Here is a 21,167-nt window from a genome sequence, read left to right on the forward strand (position 1 = left end):
TCTAACCCTGTTTTTGTGAGCGCAACGACTGGCGGTGTGACGAGAAGCGATTCTTGTCACACCGCCTTTTTGTATCCAATCGACCACCTTGCGACTGCAGACGCAAGGCGATCGCACCGCGTCGCACCGGCTTGGCCGCCCCGTGCGACGCCACTCAAGGAGAGAATTGATTATGAAGAGAAAAACACTTGGCATCACCCTGACCGCCGCCGCCTTAACGCTGTTGCTCAGCGCTTGCGGCGGCAAGCAAAACGCGGCCACAACGGCCACGCTGAATCTGGTTCAGGCCTCCGATCCCACCACCGTCGACGTCAACGACGTGCGTAACGCCAACGAGTTCGACGTGCTGAACGCCACCCAAGAAGGGCTGTTTCGCATCACCTCCAAGAACGGCCACGACGGGCTGCAGCTGGCGCAGGCCAAGTCCTACACCGTCTCCAAGGACGGTCTGACCTACACGTTCAAGCTGCGGGACGCCAAGTGGAGCGACGGCAAGGCGGTGACCGCCCAGCAGTTCGTCGACTCCATCATCCGCGAGCTGACCCCCAAGAACGCGTTCGCCTACGCCTCCATGGCCTACGACATACGGGGGGCCGAGGCCTTCAACACCGGCAAGGGTACCGCGGCGCAGGTCGGTGCCAAGGCGCTTGACGCCCACACCCTGCAGCTGACGCTCGCCAACAAGACCCCGTACTTCCTCAAGAAGCTCGCAAGCGTCGTCTTCTACCCCGTGCGGCTGGATTTGATCCAAAAGGCCGGCGGCACCAAGGCCTGGAAGACCGATTGGCAAGACCAGGTCTCCAACGGCGCCTACACCATCCAGTCCTGGAAGAAGAACGGCAAGATCGTGCTGGCCAAAAACCCGAAGTTCTGGAACGCCAAGAAGGTCAGCTTCACTAAGGTCAACATCACCACCACCGCCAAGGACGCGACCGTCTTGTCGCTTCTGCAATCCGGGCAGCTGGACTTCGTGAAGGCCAGCGGGGCCCAGGCCGCCGATTTTGACAAGCTATCCTCAAGCGCCAAGCTGAGCAAGTCGACGCAGGCCAGCGGCAACACCTCCTTTTTGGCCTTCAACCAGCACAACGGCGGCCTGTCTAAGCTGATGACCAACGCCAAAATTCGCCAGGCGCTGTCTTTGGCCATCAACCGCGAGGCCTACAACAAGGCCGTCGCCAACGGCCAGAGCAAGGCGGTCTACAGCTTCGTGCCGGCCTCGATCTCCGTTGGCACCAGCAACTACCACGACTACGCCGGCGACCTGCTGAAACCAGCCTTGGCCAAGTACAACACGAACGCCAAGCTCCAGGCGCTTTTCAAGGCCGGCCTCAAGGAGCTCGGCCAGTCGACCGACCTGGCGAAGGTCAAGCTGACCTACCTGACCATGGCCGGCGACGAGGACACCTCGAGCTTTCTGGCCCAAACCTACAAGCAGTCGCTTGGCATCACCGTCAAGGCCGTGGTCGCCCCGGATTCCGCGTCCTTCATCGCCGCGCGTAATGGCAACAAGTACGACCTGTTGACCAACGGCTGGAACGGCGACTACGACGATCCGTCGACCTTCCTGAACCTGTGGGTCTCCACCGGCGGCTTCCAGCAGTTCTTCGGCGGCTACAACGACCCCGCCTACGACAAGCTCTACGCGACGCTGGCGCCGGTCGCCGACACCAAGTCGCGCCTGGCCATCTACAAGCGCCTGGAGACGCTGCTTTTGACCAAGGACTACGGCGTCGCCCCGCTGATCTCCGACCAAAACCGCTACTATGTCGCCAAGGACATCAAGGGCATTCAGACCCCAACCTTCGGCCCGGATTTGGATTACGTCTACGCGACGAGAGGGTGAGCTGCGGCGGGTTTAGCGGGACCGGTAGCCTAGCCGTGGCGCTTGGGACGCGGGCCTGGTCCCGAGTAACGCGGCGTCGCTAGCCGCTCCCGCGTTGCTGCAGGGAACCCGTTTGAAGGCCGCGGCCTCCGGGCCCCGGGCCACCTCGAACGGTGCGGCCGGCCTCCGCACGGCTCCGGCCTAAAAGCTGAGCCAAGCCGTTGCCTACGGCCCCGTGCTTGTCTCAGCTTTTGCCGGGATTGGCCGCGCGAATGCCCCGCAAGACCCGCGGGTCATCCGGGCCGCCAATCCTTTCACGGTCCGAGGTGGCCCGGGGCCCTGCGGCCGCTACATAGTGGTTGTGCTGGGCGTCAGGCGCTTGGGTAATCGACTCACGACCTGTGCGAAACGCGTTTGGGAGCCCGAATCGGCATCTTGCAATCAAGGCGCGGATTCAGGCCACACGTTGCGATCGGCTGGACGATTGGTGCCACGACCACCGAGGATTGAAACTGTCTCACGACGTCCATCGACATCCTCGCCACAAGGAGAAAGTCATGTTCAAAATCATTTTGAGGCGGCTCGTTGAGCTGTTCGTCTCACTGTTTCTCATCGCCAGTGCCACCTTTTTCCTGCTGGCGGCGGTGCCGGGCGACGCGCTGTCGGCGCAAACCGACCGGCTACCGGCGGCGACGCGGCGGCAGGTCTACGCCAACACCGGGCTGGACAAGCCGGTGCTTGAGCGCTACGGCCTGACCATGGTCAAGATGCTGCACGGCGACTTCGGCACGTCGATCGTCGACCCCAGCGAGACCATGAGCCGCGTGTTGGCCGAGAAGCTGCCGCCGAGTGCCAGGCTGGGGCTGCAGGAGATGCTGATCGGCATCCCCCTGGGGCTTCTCCTCGGCGTTTTGGCCGCGGTGTTCAAAAACACCTGGGTCGACCGGCTGATCACGGTGGCCGTTTTACTTCTGATGTCCGTGCCCAGCCTGATTATCGCGCTGCTTTTGCAAAGCTACTTCGGCGGCAAGCTCGGGTGGTTCCCCATCATCGGCTGGCCGGAGGGGGCGCAGCTTTGGTGGGGCGGCTGGTCCTACACCATTTTGCCGACCATCGCCGGGGGGCTTGGCTACATCGCCGCTTACGCCCGGTTGCTGAAAAACTCGATGCTCGACGTGCTGTCGGCCGATTACGTGCTGACCGCCCGGGCCAAGGGGCTGTCCGAGCCGCGGATTGTGCTTCACCACGTGATTCGTAACGCCGCGATTCCGATTGTCACCAGCCTGCCGGTCACGGTCGCGTTCGGCATCACCGGTTCGGTGTTCGTCGAAAGCATTTTCGTCATTCCCGGCGTCGGTCAGTACTTCGTTCAGGCGCTGACCAACCGCGACGTGCCGATTGTGATGGGCGAAACCGTGCTGCTGGCGGCGCTCTACATCGTCACCCTGTTTCTCACCGACCTGCTGTACATGGCGGTGGATCCAAGAATCAAACTGTACCAGGATTAGAGGGTGGCGCCGAGCGGCCTTAGCGGGACGGGTAGCCTAGCCGTGGTGCTTGGGGCCTGCACTTGGTCCCGAGTGACGCGGCGTCGCTAGCCGCTCCCGCGTTGCTCGGCGGAACCCGTTTAGGGGCGGAGCCGAGCGGCCTTAGCGGGACGGGTAGCCTAGCCGTGGCGCTTGGGGCCTGCACTTGGCCCCGAGTGACGCGGCGTCGCTAGCCGCTCCCGCGTTGCTCGGCGGAACCCGTTTAGAGGGTGGCGCCGAGCGACCTTAGCGGGACGGGTAGCCTAGCCGTAGCGCTTGGGGCCGGCACTTGGCCCCAGGCGACCCGAGCAGGACGCACTTCGGCGACGTCACGGGAAGCCCGTTTCGAGCGTGTCACCGCTCACCGCCACACTCGCACAACAATCATTGGAGGTCACCATGGATAATTCCGCCTTTCGCTTCGTGTCACGCCGGCCCGATGCGGCTGCGCCAACCGCGCAACCGCCCAAAAGCATCGGGTTCTGGCAGGCCGCGGGGCATAAGCTGCTCAAGGACCACCTGGCCATGGTCTGGCTGGTCATTTTGCTGGCGCTGGTCCTCGTCGCCTTGATCGGGCCGCTGGCGTCTAGCGCCAGCCCCTACACGATTCACGTCAACCTGCGGAACGCGGCGCCGAGTGCCGCGCATTGGTTCGGCACCGACCACCTGGGCCGCGACCTGTTCGTTCGCACCTGCCTGGGCGTCCGGGTGTCTTTGGCCGTCGGGCTGGTCGCCACGTTTTTGGCCATCGGCTTTGGCACCGTCTACGGCATGGTGATGAGCTTCTTCGGCGGCTGGGTCGATGAGCTTTTGATGCGCATCATCGAGATTTTCAACTCGCTGCCGGGGCTGCTCGTCACCATGATCATCATGATCGTGCTGGGCAACGGCGTCTCCACGATGCTGTTCGCTTTGGCAATCACCAGCTGGTCGGGGGCGGCGCGGCAGGCCCGGGGGCTGGTGCTGCAGCTGCGCCAGGCCGATTACGTCACCGCCGCGGTGATGCTTGACACCCCGCTCTACAAAATCATGGCGCGACACCTGGTGCCGAACATGATGAGCATTTTGATTCTGGACATCGGCCAAAGCATCCCCGGCAACATTTTCGCCGAGGCCGGGCTGAGCTTCCTAGGCCTGGGCATCCAGGCGCCGAACACCAGCCTCGGGCTTTTGATCTCGGACGGGCAAAACCAGATGCTGCAGTCGCCCAGCCAGCTGTACATCCCGGTGGCGATTCTGGTCGTCATCGTCTTGGCCTTCAACATTCTGGGCGACGGGCTGCGCGACGCCCTCGACCCCAAGTTCAGGGGGTGAGCGCATGCCAGTGACTCACGCCAAAACGCCGCTCGCACCCTTGCCGCAGCGTCAGCTTAGGCGCCGGCACATTGCCTTGCTCGGTCTGGGGCTGGCCCTTGGCCTGGCCGCTTTGGCTTGGAACCTGACCCGCTACCCGCTGGCCGTGGCCGTGCTTTGGACCGGCCACAGCCTGAGCTGGGGCGTGGCCGGCCTGACCGCCTTGGCCCTGGCCGGCCGCCTGCTGGTCTCGCCCCTCCGGCCGGGCCGGCTCGGTGCCGCCTATCGCCGGGCGACCCCGCGACCGCTGCGGTTGATCGCCGGGCTCGCCGCGGCAATCGCCATCGGCGCCGCCTTGGACACCTTGCTGTAAACGGGCTGGGCCCTCTCGCGTTAAACGGGATCGGCCTTCTCGCGTCAACGGGCTGGGCCCTCTCGCTTAAACGTGCTGGGCCGAGCATCGCGGAAGTTGCTTGCACTGAGGCGCGAAGCCAAGACCGCTTGCACCGAGGCCGCAACGCCGGGCCAAGGGCTGGCCCAGGTGCCACACCCGGTCGACTCGTCCCGGACAGAATGCGCGGCGCCGCTTTTTAATTGGAGGACACCATGTCAGACATCATTGAGATTCAAAACCTGCACGTTCAGTTCCAAGAAGACCACGGCATTCTCCACGCCGTCAACGGGGTCGACCTGACCGTCCATCAAGGCGAGACGCTGGCGATTGTCGGCGAATCCGGCTCCGGCAAGTCCGTCACGACCCACGCGCTGCTCGGTCTGTTGGGCAAGGACGCGACCGTCACGACCGATGCCATGCGCCTGGCCGACGTCGACTTGACCCACGCGACGCCGCGGGACTTCGCCGGGGTTCGCGGCCGGCTGGCGTCCCTGATTTTTCAAGACCCCCTGAGTGCCCTGAACCCGACCATGCGCATCGGCCGCCAGATTGGCGAGGCGCTGACCGTCTGGCACCACCCGGGCAAAGCCGCGCTGCGCCAGGCGGTGCTGGAAGCGATCGCCGACGTCGAGCTGCCCGACCCGGCCCTAGTCGCCAGCAAGTACCCGCACGAGCTGTCGGGCGGCCAGCGCCAGCGCGTGATGATCGCCCAGGCGCTGATCGCCCAGCCGCGGGTTTTGATCGCCGACGAGCCGACCACGGCGCTTGACGTCACCCTGCAGGCGCAGGTGCTGGCGCTGATTCAGGCGCAAAAAGCCAAGCGCGACCTCAGCGTCGTTTTCATCACCCACGACCTGGGCGTGGTCGCCAACATCGCCGACCGCGTCGCCATCATGTATGCCGGCCAGATTGTCGAGGTCGGCACCGCCACCGAGATTTTCTACCACCCGCAGCACCCCTACACCTGGGGGCTGCTCGACGCCGTACCAGACGACACGGCCGATCGCAGCGAGCTGTTCACGCTGCCCGGCACCCCGCCGGACATGCACCAGCTGCCGGTCGGCGACCCGTTCGCCCCGCGCAATCCCCAGGCGTTGGCGATCGATTACCAGCAGGCGCCGCCGGTCTTTGCCGTCACGCCGACCCACCGGGTGCGGTCGTGGCTGCTCGACCCCCGCACCCCGCCTTACCAGCCGCCGGTCAGCATCCAGCGCCGCTGGGCCCGTTACGCCGCAATCATGAAGGAGGCCAGCCATGCCTGAGCCGTTAGTTGCAGTCCAAGACCTCAGTGTTATTTTCAGGAAAAACCGCCGGGCCCTGACCGCCGTCGACCGGGTGAGCTTCGCCATTGACGCCGGCACCACCGTCGGCCTGGTCGGCGAGTCGGGCTCGGGCAAAAGCACCACCGGCCGCGCCATCGCCGGCATCGGCCCGATCACGAGCGGCACCGTCAGCTACCGCGGCCAGGTGCTGGGAGCCCGGGGCTTCGACCGCCGCGCCTTCCGCCGCCAGGTCCAGCTGATTTTCCAGGACCCCTTCTCGAGCCTGGACCCGCGGCAAAAAGTCGGCGACGCGATCGCCGAGGGCATCGAAAACTTCCGCCTGGCCAACAGCGCGGCCGAACGCCGCGACCAGGTTCAGGCGCTTTTGGCCCAGGTCGGGCTGCCGCCCGACGCCGCCAACCGGTTCCCCCACGAGTTCTCCGGCGGCCAGCGCCAGCGCATCGGCATCGCCCGGGCCCTCGCGGTGCAGCCCGAGTTTCTGGTGCTGGACGAGCCGATCTCGGCGCTTGACGTCTCGATTCAGGCGCAGATTGTCAACTTGCTGCGGCAGATTCAGCGCGACCGCCACCTGACCTACCTGTTCATCGCGCATGACCTGTCGATGGTGCGGTACCTCTGCGACCGGGTGCTGGTGATGTCGCACGGCCGCATCGTCGAGGCCGGCGCCACGGCCGCCGTCTACACCGACCCGCGCCATCCCTACACCAAGTCGCTCCTGTCGGCGGTCCCCCACGCCGACCCAATCTACGAGCACCAAAAAATCCTGGTCCCAGACACCAGTTCGGCCCCGGCCCCAGACGCCAAGTTGACCCCAGTGGCAAAAGACCACTGGGTGCTGCAGTGACCAGGGCGGAGCGGCGCGTATTTAGCGAACCGAGTAGCGCCGGGCCGTTGCTTGAGGCCTGGGCTTGGCCTCGAGTGACGGCCCTAGCTAATCGCGTTCGCGTTGCGTCGCGGAGCCCGACGATCCAGGGCGGAGCGGCGCGTATTTAGCGGGACGGGTAGCCTAGCCCCAAGTCCCGCGGCGTAGCTAGCCGCTCCCGCGTTGCGTCGCGGAGCCCGACAATCCAGGGCGAAGCCCGGCGGGTTTAGCGGGACGGGTACGAAATCGTTTGGCGAGCTAAGGGCCGCGGCCGCCGGGCCCCTCGAACCGTGCGGCCAGCCTTCGCACGGCTTTGCTGGGCCGCGACAAAACTAAAGCGAGCCGCCTTCCCGAATTCGGGAAAGCGGCTCGCTTTTGACGTCCGACTGGTCACTTGCGGCTGACGATGTTGCCGACCGTCGACTTGCTGATGTTGAGCAGCCGGGCGATGCCGCGGTAGGACATGCCCTGCTCGCGCATCGCGATCACCTGCTTTTGCACGGCAATCGGCAGGCCGCGGTGCGACACGGTCTCGCCGTCGGGCAGAAGCGGCGTGAGGGTCACGGCGACCGCCTGGCCCTCGGATTGGTGGGCGACGCGCCGCGCCTCCAGCTCGCTGTAAGTCAGCCAGGTGCGGCGAATGTCTGGGGTCCACGCGGCAAGCAGCAGCAGGCTGTCGGCCTCCAGGAATTCCCCTTGTGCGTTAACAACCGTGTAGCGCGTTGCGTTTGCCATGGTGTGCCTCCTTTGGGCGTTACTTAACTCTATTGTAACGCACTTGGTCGCGGATTGGGGGCAGGGAAAAAGCACCGCTTACGTCGTCGGTCATCCTGCTTGCCTTGCCGCGAGCGGTCAAGGGCGCCGTCTCGCTCACCGCGGCTCCGGCCGGTCGTCGTCGGTGGTGGTGCCGTCCGGGGCGGCTGGGTCGCTCAAAGTCGCGTCTTGCACCGTGCTGATCTGGGTCGTGTCGGCCCAGACGTCGTAGAAGTAGCGGTTGTCGCGGGTCACGACCTCCCAGAGGAAGTTGGCGACCAAGAACACCGCGGGTATCGCCAGCAGTCCCAGCAAGATGAAGTTGGTCTCGGTGCGGTGGAACTTGCTGAAAATCTGCTCGAACACCCACTGGAACGCTCGCATGACGTTGAACGCGGCGCCGTACAGCAGGAACTCGCGCCACCACACCCGCCAGATGCTGGCGGGACTGCCATCGGCCCGGACGATGCGGATCCGCACCGCCCGTTTGCCCGGCGTCTGGCCGTTCATCAGAAGCGGCGCCAAGCCGAAGGTCAAAAGCATCCCGGCGACGTTGCCGAACAAGGTCAGATCGGTGGCGACCCCGAGCAGCTGCAGCAGCAGGTGAGCCAGGGCCCCGAGCAGGCTGGCCACGATGAGGTTATCGATCAGCATCGCCACCAGCCGCCGCGTCCAGGTCACGCGTCGGCCTTTTTGGATGGCGGCTTGGTCCATTTCGTCGCGCGACGGGAAAACGCGCATCAAGGTCGGCGCCAGCAGGCCACCCAACGTCCCGCCAAGCGTGTTCAAGATCAGGTCGTCGACCTCAAACAGCCGGTACGGCCGCGGGTAGTACCCGTACAGGCCGGACAGCTGGGTCAGCTCGAAGAACAAACTCAGCGTGAAGCTCGCGATCACCACCTGCCACACCGGCCGCTTGAAGTAGTAGCGCAGATACACGCCGAAGGGCAGCGTCAAGGCGACGTTGAACAGCGGCATGAAAAACGTCGACTCCCGCACCGTCGCCAGCCAGGTCGCCGGCTGGTTCCAGACGAACGGCGTGGCCGCCAGGAACTCGGCCAGCTCGTGGAACGGCACCAGGCTGTAGCGCGGCGTGGTCAACGCCGCAACGCTGGCGCGGTCCGGCAGCGGCAGGATCACCAGGAAGTAGGCGGCCAGCAGGTAGAAGATGAAGGTGTAGACCACCACCGCTCGCCAGGCGATCAGGCTGCCGTAGCGGCGGTACTGGCCGAGCAGGAAGGGCAAGGCGATGAGCAGCGCGATGACCGGGAAGGTCAGCGCCGCCATTTTGAGGGGAAAAACATAGGCACTCACAGGCATTCCTCACTTTGATTAGGCTAGTTCCATTATATGAAACTAACCGGCAAGTTAACAGCCGCGAATCTTTGGGGTAAACTGAATTAACGCCACAATCACGGATAATGAAAGGTTCATCACATGCCACAATCTCACCGCATCTTCTACTTCGACGCGCTACGGGCCCTCGGCTGCCTGCTGGTCGTTTTGACCCACGTCACCTCGCAGTTCTTAATCGGCCCCCCGGCTCGCAGCTACTGGGTAGTGACCGCCGCCCTGAACAACGGCACCCGCGCCGCCGTGCCGCTGTTCATCATGATCTCCGGCGCCTTGTTCCTCGATCCCGACCGCCCCGTCGCGTTCGCTCGCCTGCTGCGCAAAAACGTGCTGCGGCTGGTGGTGATGCTGGTCGCGTGGAACCTCATCTACGCCGTCGCCGAATGGGTGCGGTCGCACGACTGGTCCCAAGTCACCCACACCCTGCTGCTCGGCCCCTTCCACCTCTGGTTCCTCTACGCCTTGATCGGCTGCTACCTGATGGTGCCGCTGCTGCGGCCGATCACGGCCAATCCGCGGCTGATGGGCTGGGCCCTGACGCTTGCGGCGGTGTTCACCGTGCTGCCGGCCACCGCCCAGCCGTTCCTGCGGCCGGGCAGCCCGGTGCTGGCGCTTTTGACCCAGTTTCACGTGCCGACGCTTGGCAGCTACGTGTTTTACTTCGTGCTGGGCTACGCGCTGCACCGTGCGACGCTCTCGCGGCTTCAGACCTGGGTGCTGGCCGCGGCCGGGCTGGTCGGCACCCTGGGCATGATCTGGCTGACCCAAGTCGCGTCGGTCGCCGCCGGTCACCTCGATCAGGCCTTCCAGGCCAACCTCGGGCTGTGGATTCTGCTGCAAGCGACCGGCTGGTTTTCGCTGGCTAAGGCCTACTGGAACCGGCCGTTGCCGCGGGGCGTCGCCTTTCTCGCCGCGGTATCGCTGCCGGTTTACCTGGTTCATCCGCTGGTGCTTGGGCTCTTGCAGCGCGTCGGGCTGGTGCGGCCGGGGTTGCACTGGCTGGTCTTGGTCTACCTGCTGGTGCTGGCCGGCTCGCTGGTGTTCGGCGCGGTCTATCACTGGGGGCAAAAGCAGCTGCACCGCCAGGGAACGCCGGTTAAAAGCTGACTGACGATGACTTTCGGGCAAAGGAGCGACGACGCATGACCGCAACTCACCACCACTGGCGCTACCTGGCGCCGCTTGGCATCGGCACCGTTGTCCTCGGCGCGGTGTTGCTGATGCCGATGCCCCTCCCCATTCAGGATTACGAACCCGGCGCCGGCCTCGCCTTGGGCGGCGTAACCAACGGTTTGGGCAGCGGCCTGATTCTGGTCGGCGTCGCTGCCATTCTGGTCGGTCTCGGGCTCGACGCGCGTCGGGCCAACACACGCGGTCGCGTCTGGCGCGGGGCCGTTGCGCTGGCGCTAATGCTTGGGCTCTGGGGCGGCGGCCGCGGCCTGACCACCTACACCGGCGCTATCGTGTCGGCCAGCGGCGGCGAGCTGACGGTTCGCGCCAGCGGCCGCACCTTCGTTTTGACCGGCACCGCGCCGCCGCAAACCGCCGCGACCCACGTCACCTTCACCCTGCGCTGGCCGCTGATCGCCTGGGGTGCGACCACCGCCGTACAACCCCAATCGGTGACCTTCAGCAAGTGACGCCGCCGACCAAAATGCCGACGAGACAGCAAACAACCGGCCCCCCGCTTGGGGAGGACCGGTTGTTTTGGTGTGTCGGACGAATTCGTGGTTGAGGCGGCTAGCTACGCACCAGCACTCGAGGCCAAGTTCGGGCCCCAAGCGTTGGCGCTAGGCTACCCGTCCTGCTAAGAGCGCGTCCTTACGCTCTGGTTTCGTCGAGCTTCACCCGGCAACGCGGGAGCGGCTAGCTACGCACCAGCACTCGAGGCCAAGTTCGGGCCTCAAGCGCTGGCGCTAGGCTACCCGTCCCGCTAAGAGCGCGTCCTTACGCTCTGGTTTCGTCGAGCTTCACCCGGCAACGCGGGAGCGGCTAGCTACGCCCTGGCGCCGAGGCATAACCCGCCTCAACGCCAGGGCTAGGCTACCCGTCCCGCTAATCCCGCCGGCTTACGCTCTGGTTCGTCGAGCTTCAGGCCGCAACGCGGGAGCGGCTAGCTACGCACCAGCACTCGAGGCCAAGTTCAGGCCTCAAGCGCTGGCGCTAGGCTACCCGTCCCGCTAAGAGCGCGTCCTTACGCTCTGGTTCTTACACGCTCCGCTTGCGGAAGCTCAGGTAGGCGATCACGGTGAACAGCACCGTGTAGACCAGCGAACCGCCGATCATCACCGGCGTCGAGAGGTGGGTCATTTTGCTGTAGGTCTCATTGGCCACCTGGCTGCCGACCATCAGGAAGGTGAATGGGTTCCACTTGAGAAATTCCCACTTGTCGATCAGGGCGATGAAAATGCCCGAGGCGATGTTCATCAGGAAGTAGCCGACGATCCCGGTGGAAACGGCCGCGGCGTTGCTCTTGAGCAGCGTCGACAGCAGCAGCACGACGGACAGCAACAGCAGGCTGACCAAGAAGAAGCCGATCACGCTGATGCCGTAAGTCTCCCAGTTGGCGTGTTTGCCGACCACCTTGAGCCAGTCGTACTTGCCGGTGGTCACGGACAGCACCACGGTGACAATCGTGGCGATGGCCTGCAGGATGAAAAGGTACAAGACCATGGTGATCACCTTGCTGATGAAGACCTGGCTGCGGTAGTACTTGCGGTACAAAAGCTGCTTCATCGTGCCGAACTGGAACTCCTGGGCAACCACGCTCGCGGTCGCCGCGACGGCCAAAATGATGACCAGGCCGCCGCCCATGAAGTCAAGGGACACGAGGTCACCGAGCGTGAAGAGGTCCGGGTTGACCATCCGGACGATGGCGAAGACAATCTGCAAGGCAACCATGATGCCGATGGCAATCCAGGTGCCGGTTTTGTGAAAAAGCTTGTAAAATTCCTGTTTGATCAACGTTCCCATGGTTAAGCCTCCTTCTTGTCTTTTTGGACCATGTCGAGGAAGGACGCCTCGAGGTCGCGCGTCTTCTGGTCGACGGCGGTGATGGCCACGCCGTGCTGCACCAGGGCGTAAAGCGCCTGGTTCAGGGTGCCAACCGCTTCGTCGTCCTTGATCACGAGATTTTGGCCGTTTTGCGTGAAGGCGACGTTGGCCGTGGCCAAGGCGGCCTTGGCCTGGTCGAGGTTGCCGGTGGTGATCTCGTAGGTCACGCCACCGTCATGCGCGAGCTCGGCCATGCCGGTCTCCCGCACGATGTGGCCGTGGTTGAGGATCAAGACGTCATCGGCGACCTTCTCCAGCTCGGACAAAATGTGGCTGGAAATCAGGAAGCTGGTGCCGTTGGCGGCCATTTTGCGAATGATGTCGCGCAAGTCCTTGACCGCCTGGGGATCCAGGCCGTTCATCGGCTCGTCCAAGATGACCAGCTTGGGCTGGTTGACCAGCGCCTGGGCGATGCCGAGCTTTTGCTTCATGCCCAGCGAGTAGAGCTTGGCCTTGCGGTTGATGTAGGTCCCCATGCCCAGCGCGTCGACAATTTCTTTGATGTTGGCGGCCTTGTTGTGCTTATCAGCGAACAGCTCGAGGTGCTGCTGGCCGGTCAAAAACGGGTAGATGCCCGGGTACTCGATCAAGGCCCCGACCTTGCGCAGCGCCTGGTGGCTAGTGATGGACACCGGTTGGCCGGTGATCTCGACGCCGCCACCGTTGACCGGAATCAGCCCCAGGATGGCCTTCATAATTGTGCTTTTCCCCGCACCGTTGGGGCCGACCAGCCCCGCCACGTGCCCTTCCTCAACGAAAAAGTCGACGCCGTGCAGGACCTGCTTGCTGCCGAACGATTTGTCGAGGTGGTCGACTGTCAAAACTGTGCTCATATTACTCCTCCTCCGTGTCGCCTGGCCTCACAGCGTGAACCCAGGCGCAGTGATGTGGTACCGCCGGTCTTGCCGGCGGCATCCACATTGTGAATAGCATAACACGTTAAGCCCCTGTCACATCCGCCTTGGGATGGAGATTCAAGCGGCTATCGTGATTAAGTATACGGCCAGAGCCGAGGCGACGCACGAACAGTTCCGTCACATGGGGCCACGGCCCCGACCCAATCAAAAAGCGCTTGCCTCGGCACTACCGAGGCAAGCGCCAATTTAGCCGGTCGCCGGGCCAGACGGCAATTCAGGCGGTCACCGGCCGCCCCAGATCATGAACGGCACCATCACAATCAGTGCCAGCACCAAGACGACGGCGCCGAACACCGCCACGATCAGCGCCAACTGCCAGAAGTTGCGCCACTTGCTGCGCCTGGCCCGCAGCGCCGCGATGTCGCCGTTTTTCTCGTAGGCGATGATCTCTTGGTAGGTTCGCACGTCGGCGCGGTGCTTGAGCACTTCCAGGTGGGTGGCCGGCACCATCGCCGCCACCCAGAGCAGACCGGGAACCAGCCACCACCACGGGGCCCCCATGAACGCGGTCGGGCCCATCGACACGATGGCCGCCGCCAGCAGCCCCAGCATCCACTTGACGTCTCGCGTCGAGCGAGCGGTGAACACTTTTTGCTTCATTGCCGAAACATCTCCTTTGACTAAGTCGTCGAGGGAGGTGTGAAACAATACACTCAGCAAAAGCAGGTTCTCGATGTCCGGGTAGTGGCGGTCGTTCTCCCAGTTCGAGATGGTCTGCCGCGACACGTACAGCTTCTCCGCCAGCTGGTCTTGGGTCATTCCCAGGTCTTGGCGATGCGTCTGAATCTGCTTGCCGATCTGCATGTCTCGCCCTCCTCTTGCCCATCGTCTCAGGAACTATGCCAGTCTACCATCAAAGCCTTGCCGCCGGGTGTCAAAAGCGTTGGACGCGGCAGTATTTCCCGGGAAATAAACGTCTCAAACGAATGAAATTCAGAATCGCGGTGTAAACTGCCCTTTAGGACACTTTGCTAAATCAATATTATATAATGTGCTGATGGAATGTGCCACAAACGTGCCACCCCACGAAAAAAGAGAAGCGTGTTGGCTTCTTTTTTTTTACTAGCAAAACGTTATACTGAGTTCGGGCTTCTTGTAACTCCGATTTTAACTTGATGTCAATGGCAATTTAAAAATGTAGGTTTGGGCGTGAATTAAATTTCGTGGCAAACAAGCTTCCAGTTCTTTATCCTTTGCGAATGTCTATAGTTTTGATTTTTTTAAGCAGGTCCTTAAATTGTTAGATGGCCGTAAGCGTGTTTGGTTTGCAGCTTTCAATCGATGCCGTTTAAGTCGTGGGTGCTGTTGCGCCTTTTGGACTTATACTGAATAACCAGTTTTTCAGTCGAACACATGGAGCGTCTGTTTTTAGGTTACGTTTGAACGCATTGTTATACAAGTGGAATAAACGGTGGAAGCCTGGTATATTTAAAGTGTGTAACCGTAGTCAAAACCACATCAGGTTAGTAATATAAATTAACATATGGTTAGACGCGGAAACTCGAATTTCAAGAAAGTGGGGTGTTCAAATTATCATGTATAAATTGAGGGGTAGAAACTCAATCATGGAAAGAGGTAAAAAACATGGATAAAAGGAAAATTGGACAGCAAATATATGCTTTAGTTTTAGTGCTTCTGCTGTTCTTACAATCCTCGGCACAAGTTGTAGGGGCGGTGACGGATAGCTCTGGCGGTACTAATGATTCCAAGACTGTTCAACTTTTAAAGGCTACCCAAGAAACGCCTGGATCGCGAACAATTGGGCTGAAACTTTCACTAAACAACTCAACGGATGAAATTGTTCAAGAGCAAGTTTCAGTATCCTTATCAGGTGATCAGAAACTGAAAGAGACGAGCAACTCTAATATTCTCGATGCCAGTCAAAAAGTTGTTGGAAAATATACCTATTCGGCCAACAAATTACAGTTAGAGGTTTTAGGTAATGTTTCTGGAACAGCAACGATCCAACTAGGCCTCACAGATACTTCATCCTTAGAAGGATCTATCAATTTCTCAACGGATGGTCAAAACGTTACTGCAAAACTGTCTGATACTACTTCAACAGCAAAAGCTTATATGCCTTTAGCCAATGTTAGCAGCAAGGATGCTTCTAGTGTTGCTTCGAAGAGCCAAATCGTAAAGACAGTATCTGAGAGTGCTGAGGGCAATGATATCTCACAATATTTGCCAGATGCCTCCAAAGGAACAATCATTACCGGAGCAAATATTGAATTCACAGATAGCAAAGGTAATACTGTTGATCCTACACAAGTGACAAAAGATACCAATCTTAATTTTCAATATACGTGGGCAATTCCGGATGAGCTGAAAGACGGATACCAAATTAAAGATGGTGACTATTTCTCATTTAAGTTACCTGAAGGAATTACCTATAAACCAGGTACGGGAACTCTCGGTGACTATGGAACTTATAGCATAGCTGCTGATGGCACAGTTAAGTTCACCTTTAACAGTGATGTTGAAAACGTGAACCACATTGAAGGGACATTTAGTTATACTTCTACCATCAGCAGTGACTCATCGTCTGGCAAAGAAGGCATTGTCATTGACACGACTACTGGACCGGTAACGATACCAATCGTTGTTCAGCCATCAGGTGGTAACGACATCGCAAAGACTGGTCAACTAACTGGCGCTAACACATCTGGAAATAATCCAACCGGGATTACGTGGAACGTCACAATTAATACCAATGGTCAAGAGCTAAAGAATGCAACAATTTCTGACCCAATGCCAAGTGATACTACTAACACTGTGCCAACCACGCTGAAATCGGTTAGTGTATATCCCTTGACAGTTGATCTGAATGGGAATGTGACTAAAACTGGCGATCCTCTTAAAGAAGGTACAGATTACAAGGTTGAAAATGGAAAAATCACGTTTATTGGTGCATATGCAGATACCTATCAGGCTTTTAAGGTTGAATACACTAGCGATATTGATTCGAGTAAATTGCCAGATAATGGTGGAAAATTAACCTTTACGAACAACGCTACCTTAACTAACGGTGATAAAAACTATCCAGCTAGTGCGACAGTCAACGCTAACTACGGAAAACTTTTAAACAAGAGTTTTGACGGTCAAGATAATAATGGTAGTCAAAAGTATAATTGGCATATTGACTACAATTATGGCGAAAAGACACTTCCTGCTAATACTAAATTGGTGGATACGTTATCACCGGGTCAAACATTCCCTGAGAACAATAAGATTTCATTAGTTGATGAGGCTGGTGGCCCTATTAGTCCCGATCAGTATAAAGTGACTTACAACACTGATAGAACGGAAATGACTATTACTTTCCCCAATGGGCTGAACAAGGGAGTCAAAATTTCGTATCAGTCACAAGTAACAGACCCAATTGGTGATAAAGGCCAAGAGATTAGTAACTCGGTAACTAGCAACGGCAAAACCTCGAATTCTGGAGATCATTCAGTCGGACAGCAGGGACTAACTAAGTCACTCGGTAGCGTTGACTACAACGCTAAGACTGTTTCGTGGAACTTTGATATCAATATGGCTCGGCAAGATATGAGCAATTGGTCAATGACCGATCCAGTCCCGAATGGGCTGACCGTAGACTATGATTCCTTTGTTTTAAAGGATAAAGATCATAATACAACTCTCAGTGAAGGAACGGACTATGTGATTAGCAAGCAGGGAAACGGGTTTACCATATCCTTTGCTAATGCTTTAAAGGAACATGCCACAAGTTGGTATACACTAAGTTATAAAACTGCCTTTGAAACGAATAGCCTTCCAGATGGGGGCAAGTGGACTAACACTGCGACGGCAACTTGGACTGACAAAGACGGTCACGATCATACAAACAAGGGACAGGCAGACTTCACTCCTAAGACTGAGTTTAAAAATGATGGCAGCAAGTCAGGAAGTTACAACGCCGTTTCGAAGCAAATTACTTGGACCGTGGTTACTAACTATAATCAACGTAAACTTAGCAATGCCTCCATTACTGATCCAATTATTGGTGACCAAGACTATGTAGCAGATAGCGCCAAGTTGTATGAAGCTTCTATTAACACAAATGGCTCATATGTTTTGGGGACACAAGTTGCTTCCGCTAATATTTCCTTTGACAGTACTAAGAAACAGCTTACTGCTAAATTACCAAATGATAGTTCTAAAGCTTATGTATTGATTTACCAGACTAGTCTCTCTGGTAAGGTCATTGATCAAAAGTCATATGACAATACAGCAACCTATACAAATAACGAAAAATCTAGTGATTTGACGGCTAAGGTGACAGTGCCAAACAGTGGTAATGTTCTGGATAAGAGTGGTAAACAAGATCCAACGAACTCTGCTTATGCGTTGTGGACAATATGGGTCAATAAAGCACAATCAACTTTCAGCGATGCAGTTGTTACCGATGAGCCTTCTGACAATCAGATTATTGATCAGAGTTCTATTGTGATCTATCCAGGAAAGGTAGCTTCTAATGGTAACTTTACCGAAGATACGAGTAATCCATTAGTACTTGGTAAGGATTACTCTGTGGATTTGCAGACTGATAATGCAACTGGTAAGCAAACGATGAAGATTTCCTTTACAAATGAAATCAGCTCGGCTTACTCGATACACTATCGCTCACTGATCAATTCGTCAAAGATTAATGATACGCTGACAAATACAGCTTCAATATCAGGAAAAGGCGAAAAAGATGTTGATAACAATACCAGTGGATCGACGGCAGTAGTAAACAATAGCGGGTCAGCAACTGGTAAGAACACCAATCTTGTTCTCACTAAGAGTGATGCAGATACCAAAAAGTCAATTGCTGGAGCTTCTTTTGAACTTTGGTCGGATGTTTCCGGACAAAAAGGGCAGAAGCTTCGTACAGGGACGACGGATGCTGCAGGCAGTATCACATGGAGTAATCTTAAATCTGGAAAATATATTTTAGTTGAAACAAAGGCCCCAGATGGCTATGTGATTTCTACCAGTTTGGCAAATGGAAAAGAAATCAATCTTCAGTATAATGAAGCAAATGCTGATAATAATATCTTGGTTTCTGCCACTAATCAAAAAGGCAAGGTCACGATTGAGAAGTCTGATGCTGATAACTCAAGTCCTTTAGCTGGAGCAATATTTGATCTTTATAAGAAAGACGGGACTAAGGTTGCTTCGAATCTTAAGACGGGATTAGATGGCACTGTAAGTTATACCGGTCTTAATGCTGGAGACTATTATATTGTCGAAACAAAGGCTCCTGATGGATATAAGCTAGATGATACTCAGCATGCCTTTACAATTAATGGCGATAGTATTCAATTAAAAGTTCCAGTCACAAATGATAAAGCATTAGGGAGCGTTCTTCTAACAAAGACAGATGGTGATACTGGTAAAGTTCTTTCCGGTGCCGTGTTCGATCTGTATAGGAAGGACGGCACAAAGCTTGCTAGTGGTTTGACGACAGATGCTAAAGGTCAAATCAAGGTCAATAACTTGAAGCCAGGCGACTACTATTTTGTCGAAACAGCAGCACCAGCTGGTTATGAATTAAATGACAGTAAGCTGAACTTCACGGTTGAGTTACAAACAACAACCAAGGTTGCGACCGTTTCCGCAACCAATGCTGAGAAGACAGGTTCGGTCGTCTTGAACAAGACAGACGGCGATACTGGTAAAACTCTTGCTGGTGCAGTATTCAATCTGTACAAGAAAGACGGCACTAAGATTGCCAGTGGTTTGACGACAGATGCTAAAGGTCAGATCCAAGTCAATGATTTGAAGCCAGGCGACTACTACTTTGTCGAAACAGCAGCGCCAGCTGGCTATGAATTGAATGACAGTAAGCTGAACTTCACCGTTGAATTACAAACAACGACTAAGGTTGCGACCGTTTCCGCAACAAATGCTCAGAAGACTGGTTCCGTTGTCTTGAACAAGACGGATAGTGATACTGGTAAAACACTTGCCGGTGCGGTATTCGAACTGTATAAGAAGGACGGCACTAAGGTTGCCAGTGGTTTAACCACAGACGCTAAGGGTCAAATCAAGGTTAATGACTTGAAGCCAGGTGACTACTACTTTGTTGAAACAGCAGCGCCAGCTGGCTATGAATTGAATGACGGTAAATTGAACTTTACGGTTGAATTCCAGGCAACGACCAAGGTTGCGACCGTCTCCGCAACAAATGCCGAAAAGACCGGTTCCGTTGTTCTGAATAAGACGGACGGTGATACAGGTAAAGCCCTGGCGGGCGCCGTGTTCAATCTGTATAAGAAGGACGGGACGAAGGTTGCCAGTGGCTTGACCACCAATGCCAAGGGTCAGATTAAAGTTGATGACCTGAAGCCAGGCGACTACTACTTTGTTGAAACTGCCGCCCCTGCTGGTTATGAACTAAATGACAGTCAGCTGAGCTTCACGGTTGAACTACAAACAACCACCAAGGTCGCGACCGTCTCGGCCACAAATGCCGAAAAGACCGGTTCCGTTGTTCTGAATAAGACGGACGGTGATACAGGTAAAGCCCTGGCGGGCGCTGTGTTTGATCTTCATAAGAAGGACGGGACGAAGGTTGCCAGTGGCTTGACCACCGATGCCAAGGGTCAAATTAAAGTTGATGACCTGAAGCCAGGCGACTACTACTTTGTTGAAACTGCTGCCCCTGCTGGTTATGAATTGAATGACAGCCAGCTGAGCTTCATGGTTGAATTGCAAACAACCACCAAAGTTGCGACCGTTTCAGCTACGAACGCCCAAAAGACCGGTTCCGTTGTCCTGAATAAGACCGACGGTGATACAGGTAAAGCCCTGGCGGGCGCTGTGTTTGATCTTCATAAGAAGGACGGGACGAAGGTTGCCAGTGGCTTGACCACCGATGCCAAGGGTCAAATTAAAGTTGATGACCTGAAGCCAGGCGACTACTACTTTGTTGAAACTGCTGCCCCTGCTGGTTATGAATTGAATGACAGCCAGCTGAGCTTCATGGTTGAATTGCAAACAACCACCAAAGTTGCGACCGTTTCAGCTACGAACGCCCAAAAGACCGGTTCCGTTGTCCTGAATAAGACCGACGGTGATACAGGTAAAGCCCTGGCGGGCGCTGTGTTTGATCTTCATAAGAAGGACGGGACGAAGGTTGCTAGTGGCTTGACCACCGATGCCAAGGGTCAGATTAAAGTTGATGACCTGAAGCCAGGCGACTACTACTTTGTTGAAACTGCCGCCCCTGCTGGTTATGAACTAAATGACAGTCAGCTGATCTTCACGGTTGAACTACAAACAACTACCAAGGTCGCGACCGTCTCGGCCACAAATGCCGAAAAGACCGGTTCCGTTGTTCTGAATAAGACGGACGGTGATACAGGTAAAGCCCTGGCGGGCGCCGTGTTCAATCTGTATAAGAAGGACGGGACGAAGGTTGCCAGTGGCTTGACCACCAATGCCAAGGGTCAGATTAAAGTTGATGACCTGAAGCCAGGCGACTACTACTTTGTTGAAACTGCTGCCCCTGCTGGTTATGAATTGAATGATGGTAAGCTTTCATTTACTATCGACCTACAAGTTAGTGGCAAACAGTCTGTAGTTACGGCTAAGAATTTTAAGAAGAGTTCATCACAAAGTAACAACGATAAGCACAAAGGCGACCAAAACATGCCTGCTACAGGAGATGGCAATAGTTTAGTAACGACACTGATGGGAGTGGCTTTGTTGCTCAGTATGTTCACCTACAGTCTTTTCAATCTTTACAGACGAGAACGCCAGTAGAGATAGAAAATAAGGGCCTCTGGTGCTGAAGGATTGTTTTAGTGAAGTAAAAGAACTGCGACTCAAATTTTTAGAGCGTCAGTAAACCGCTAACAATTAGTAATCACCTAATATTCGACCATACGAAGGAACCCCACAAACTTGTTTTTTGA

The 21,167-nt window shown here is 57.0% G+C and carries 14 protein-coding genes; 9 read left to right on the top strand and 5 right to left on the bottom strand.

Going from position 1 to position 21,167, the window contains the following annotated elements; genetic code table 11:
* Positions 1 to 169: 169 nt before the first annotated feature.
* From NUH19_RS06685 to NUH19_RS06710, 6 genes are all read left to right on the top strand, one after another.
* On the top strand, positions 170 to 1,843 hold the full coding sequence (locus NUH19_RS06685) for a peptide ABC transporter substrate-binding protein (RefSeq protein WP_420844675.1): 1,674 nt from the start codon (positions 170 to 172) through the stop codon (positions 1,841 to 1,843).
* A 536-nt stretch (positions 1,844 to 2,379) separates the two neighbouring features.
* Positions 2,380 to 3,330: an ABC transporter permease gene (locus tag NUH19_RS06690; protein WP_262315780.1), complete on the top strand. Its 951-nt coding sequence runs from the start codon at positions 2,380 to 2,382 to the stop codon at positions 3,328 to 3,330.
* Positions 3,331 to 3,747: 417 nt separating this feature from the next.
* Positions 3,748 to 4,662 (top strand): ABC transporter permease, encoded by a 915-nt coding sequence (locus NUH19_RS06695; RefSeq protein WP_338085543.1) that lies wholly within the window; start codon positions 3,748 to 3,750, stop codon positions 4,660 to 4,662.
* Positions 4,663 to 4,666: 4 nt separating this feature from the next.
* The gene (locus NUH19_RS06700; protein WP_262315781.1) at positions 4,667 to 5,014 is read left to right on the top strand and encodes a hypothetical protein; all 348 of its coding nucleotides are present in this window, start codon (positions 4,667 to 4,669) and stop codon (positions 5,012 to 5,014) included.
* 233 nt (positions 5,015 to 5,247) lie between these two features.
* The gene (locus NUH19_RS06705; RefSeq protein WP_262315782.1) at positions 5,248 to 6,297 is read left to right on the top strand and encodes an ABC transporter ATP-binding protein; all 1,050 of its coding nucleotides are present in this window, start codon (positions 5,248 to 5,250) and stop codon (positions 6,295 to 6,297) included.
* Positions 6,290 to 7,162 (top strand): ATP-binding cassette domain-containing protein, encoded by an 873-nt coding sequence (locus NUH19_RS06710; protein WP_338085544.1) that lies wholly within the window; start codon positions 6,290 to 6,292, stop codon positions 7,160 to 7,162. The genes NUH19_RS06705 and NUH19_RS06710 overlap by 8 nt, the downstream gene beginning before the upstream one ends.
* Before the next feature lie 408 nt (positions 7,163 to 7,570).
* On the opposite strand, the gene NUH19_RS06715 is transcribed toward NUH19_RS06710, so the two are convergent.
* Positions 7,571 to 7,915, bottom strand: coding sequence for a helix-turn-helix domain-containing protein (locus NUH19_RS06715; RefSeq protein WP_262315783.1), 345 nt, complete (start codon positions 7,913 to 7,915; stop codon positions 7,571 to 7,573).
* Positions 7,916 to 8,050: 135 nt separating this feature from the next.
* Positions 8,051 to 9,247 carry a VanZ family protein gene (locus tag NUH19_RS06720; RefSeq protein ID WP_262315784.1) on the bottom strand — a complete coding sequence of 399 codons (1,197 nt, stop codon included), beginning with the start codon at positions 9,245 to 9,247 and terminating at the stop codon, positions 8,051 to 8,053.
* 123 nt (positions 9,248 to 9,370) lie between these two features.
* On the opposite strand from NUH19_RS06720, the gene NUH19_RS06725 reads away from it, so the two are divergent.
* Positions 9,371 to 10,393 carry an acyltransferase gene (locus NUH19_RS06725; protein ID WP_262315785.1) on the top strand — a complete coding sequence of 341 codons (1,023 nt, stop codon included), beginning with the start codon at positions 9,371 to 9,373 and terminating at the stop codon, positions 10,391 to 10,393.
* 35 nt (positions 10,394 to 10,428) lie between these two features.
* Positions 10,429 to 10,926 (top strand): hypothetical protein, encoded by a 498-nt coding sequence (locus NUH19_RS06730; protein WP_262315786.1) that lies wholly within the window; start codon positions 10,429 to 10,431, stop codon positions 10,924 to 10,926.
* Positions 10,927 to 11,494: 568 nt separating this feature from the next.
* Here NUH19_RS06730 and NUH19_RS06735 read toward each other — a convergent pair.
* The 3 genes from NUH19_RS06735 to NUH19_RS06745 all read right to left on the bottom strand — a co-directional run bounded on the left by NUH19_RS06735 (position 11,495) and on the right by NUH19_RS06745 (position 14,061).
* On the bottom strand, positions 11,495 to 12,259 hold the full coding sequence (locus tag NUH19_RS06735; protein ID WP_262315787.1) for an ABC transporter permease: 765 nt from the start codon (positions 12,257 to 12,259) through the stop codon (positions 11,495 to 11,497).
* A 2-nt stretch (positions 12,260 to 12,261) separates the two neighbouring features.
* Positions 12,262 to 13,173, bottom strand: a complete 912-nt coding sequence (locus NUH19_RS06740; protein WP_262315788.1) for an ABC transporter ATP-binding protein — start codon at positions 13,171 to 13,173, stop codon at positions 12,262 to 12,264.
* A gap of 306 nt (positions 13,174 to 13,479) precedes the next feature.
* Positions 13,480 to 14,061, bottom strand: coding sequence for a helix-turn-helix transcriptional regulator (locus NUH19_RS06745; protein ID WP_262315789.1), 582 nt, complete (start codon positions 14,059 to 14,061; stop codon positions 13,480 to 13,482).
* 780 nt (positions 14,062 to 14,841) lie between these two features.
* Here NUH19_RS06745 and NUH19_RS06750 point away from each other — a divergent pair.
* A complete protein-coding gene (locus tag NUH19_RS06750; protein WP_262315790.1) occupies positions 14,842 to 21,015 on the top strand; it encodes a SpaA isopeptide-forming pilin-related protein in 6,174 nt (2,057 codons plus the stop codon).
* Positions 21,016 to 21,167: the final 152 nt, after the last annotated feature.

This window comes from Lacticaseibacillus parakribbianus (assembly GCF_025490915.1).
Classification (GTDB): Bacteria; Bacillota; Bacilli; order Lactobacillales; family Lactobacillaceae; genus Lacticaseibacillus; species Lacticaseibacillus parakribbianus.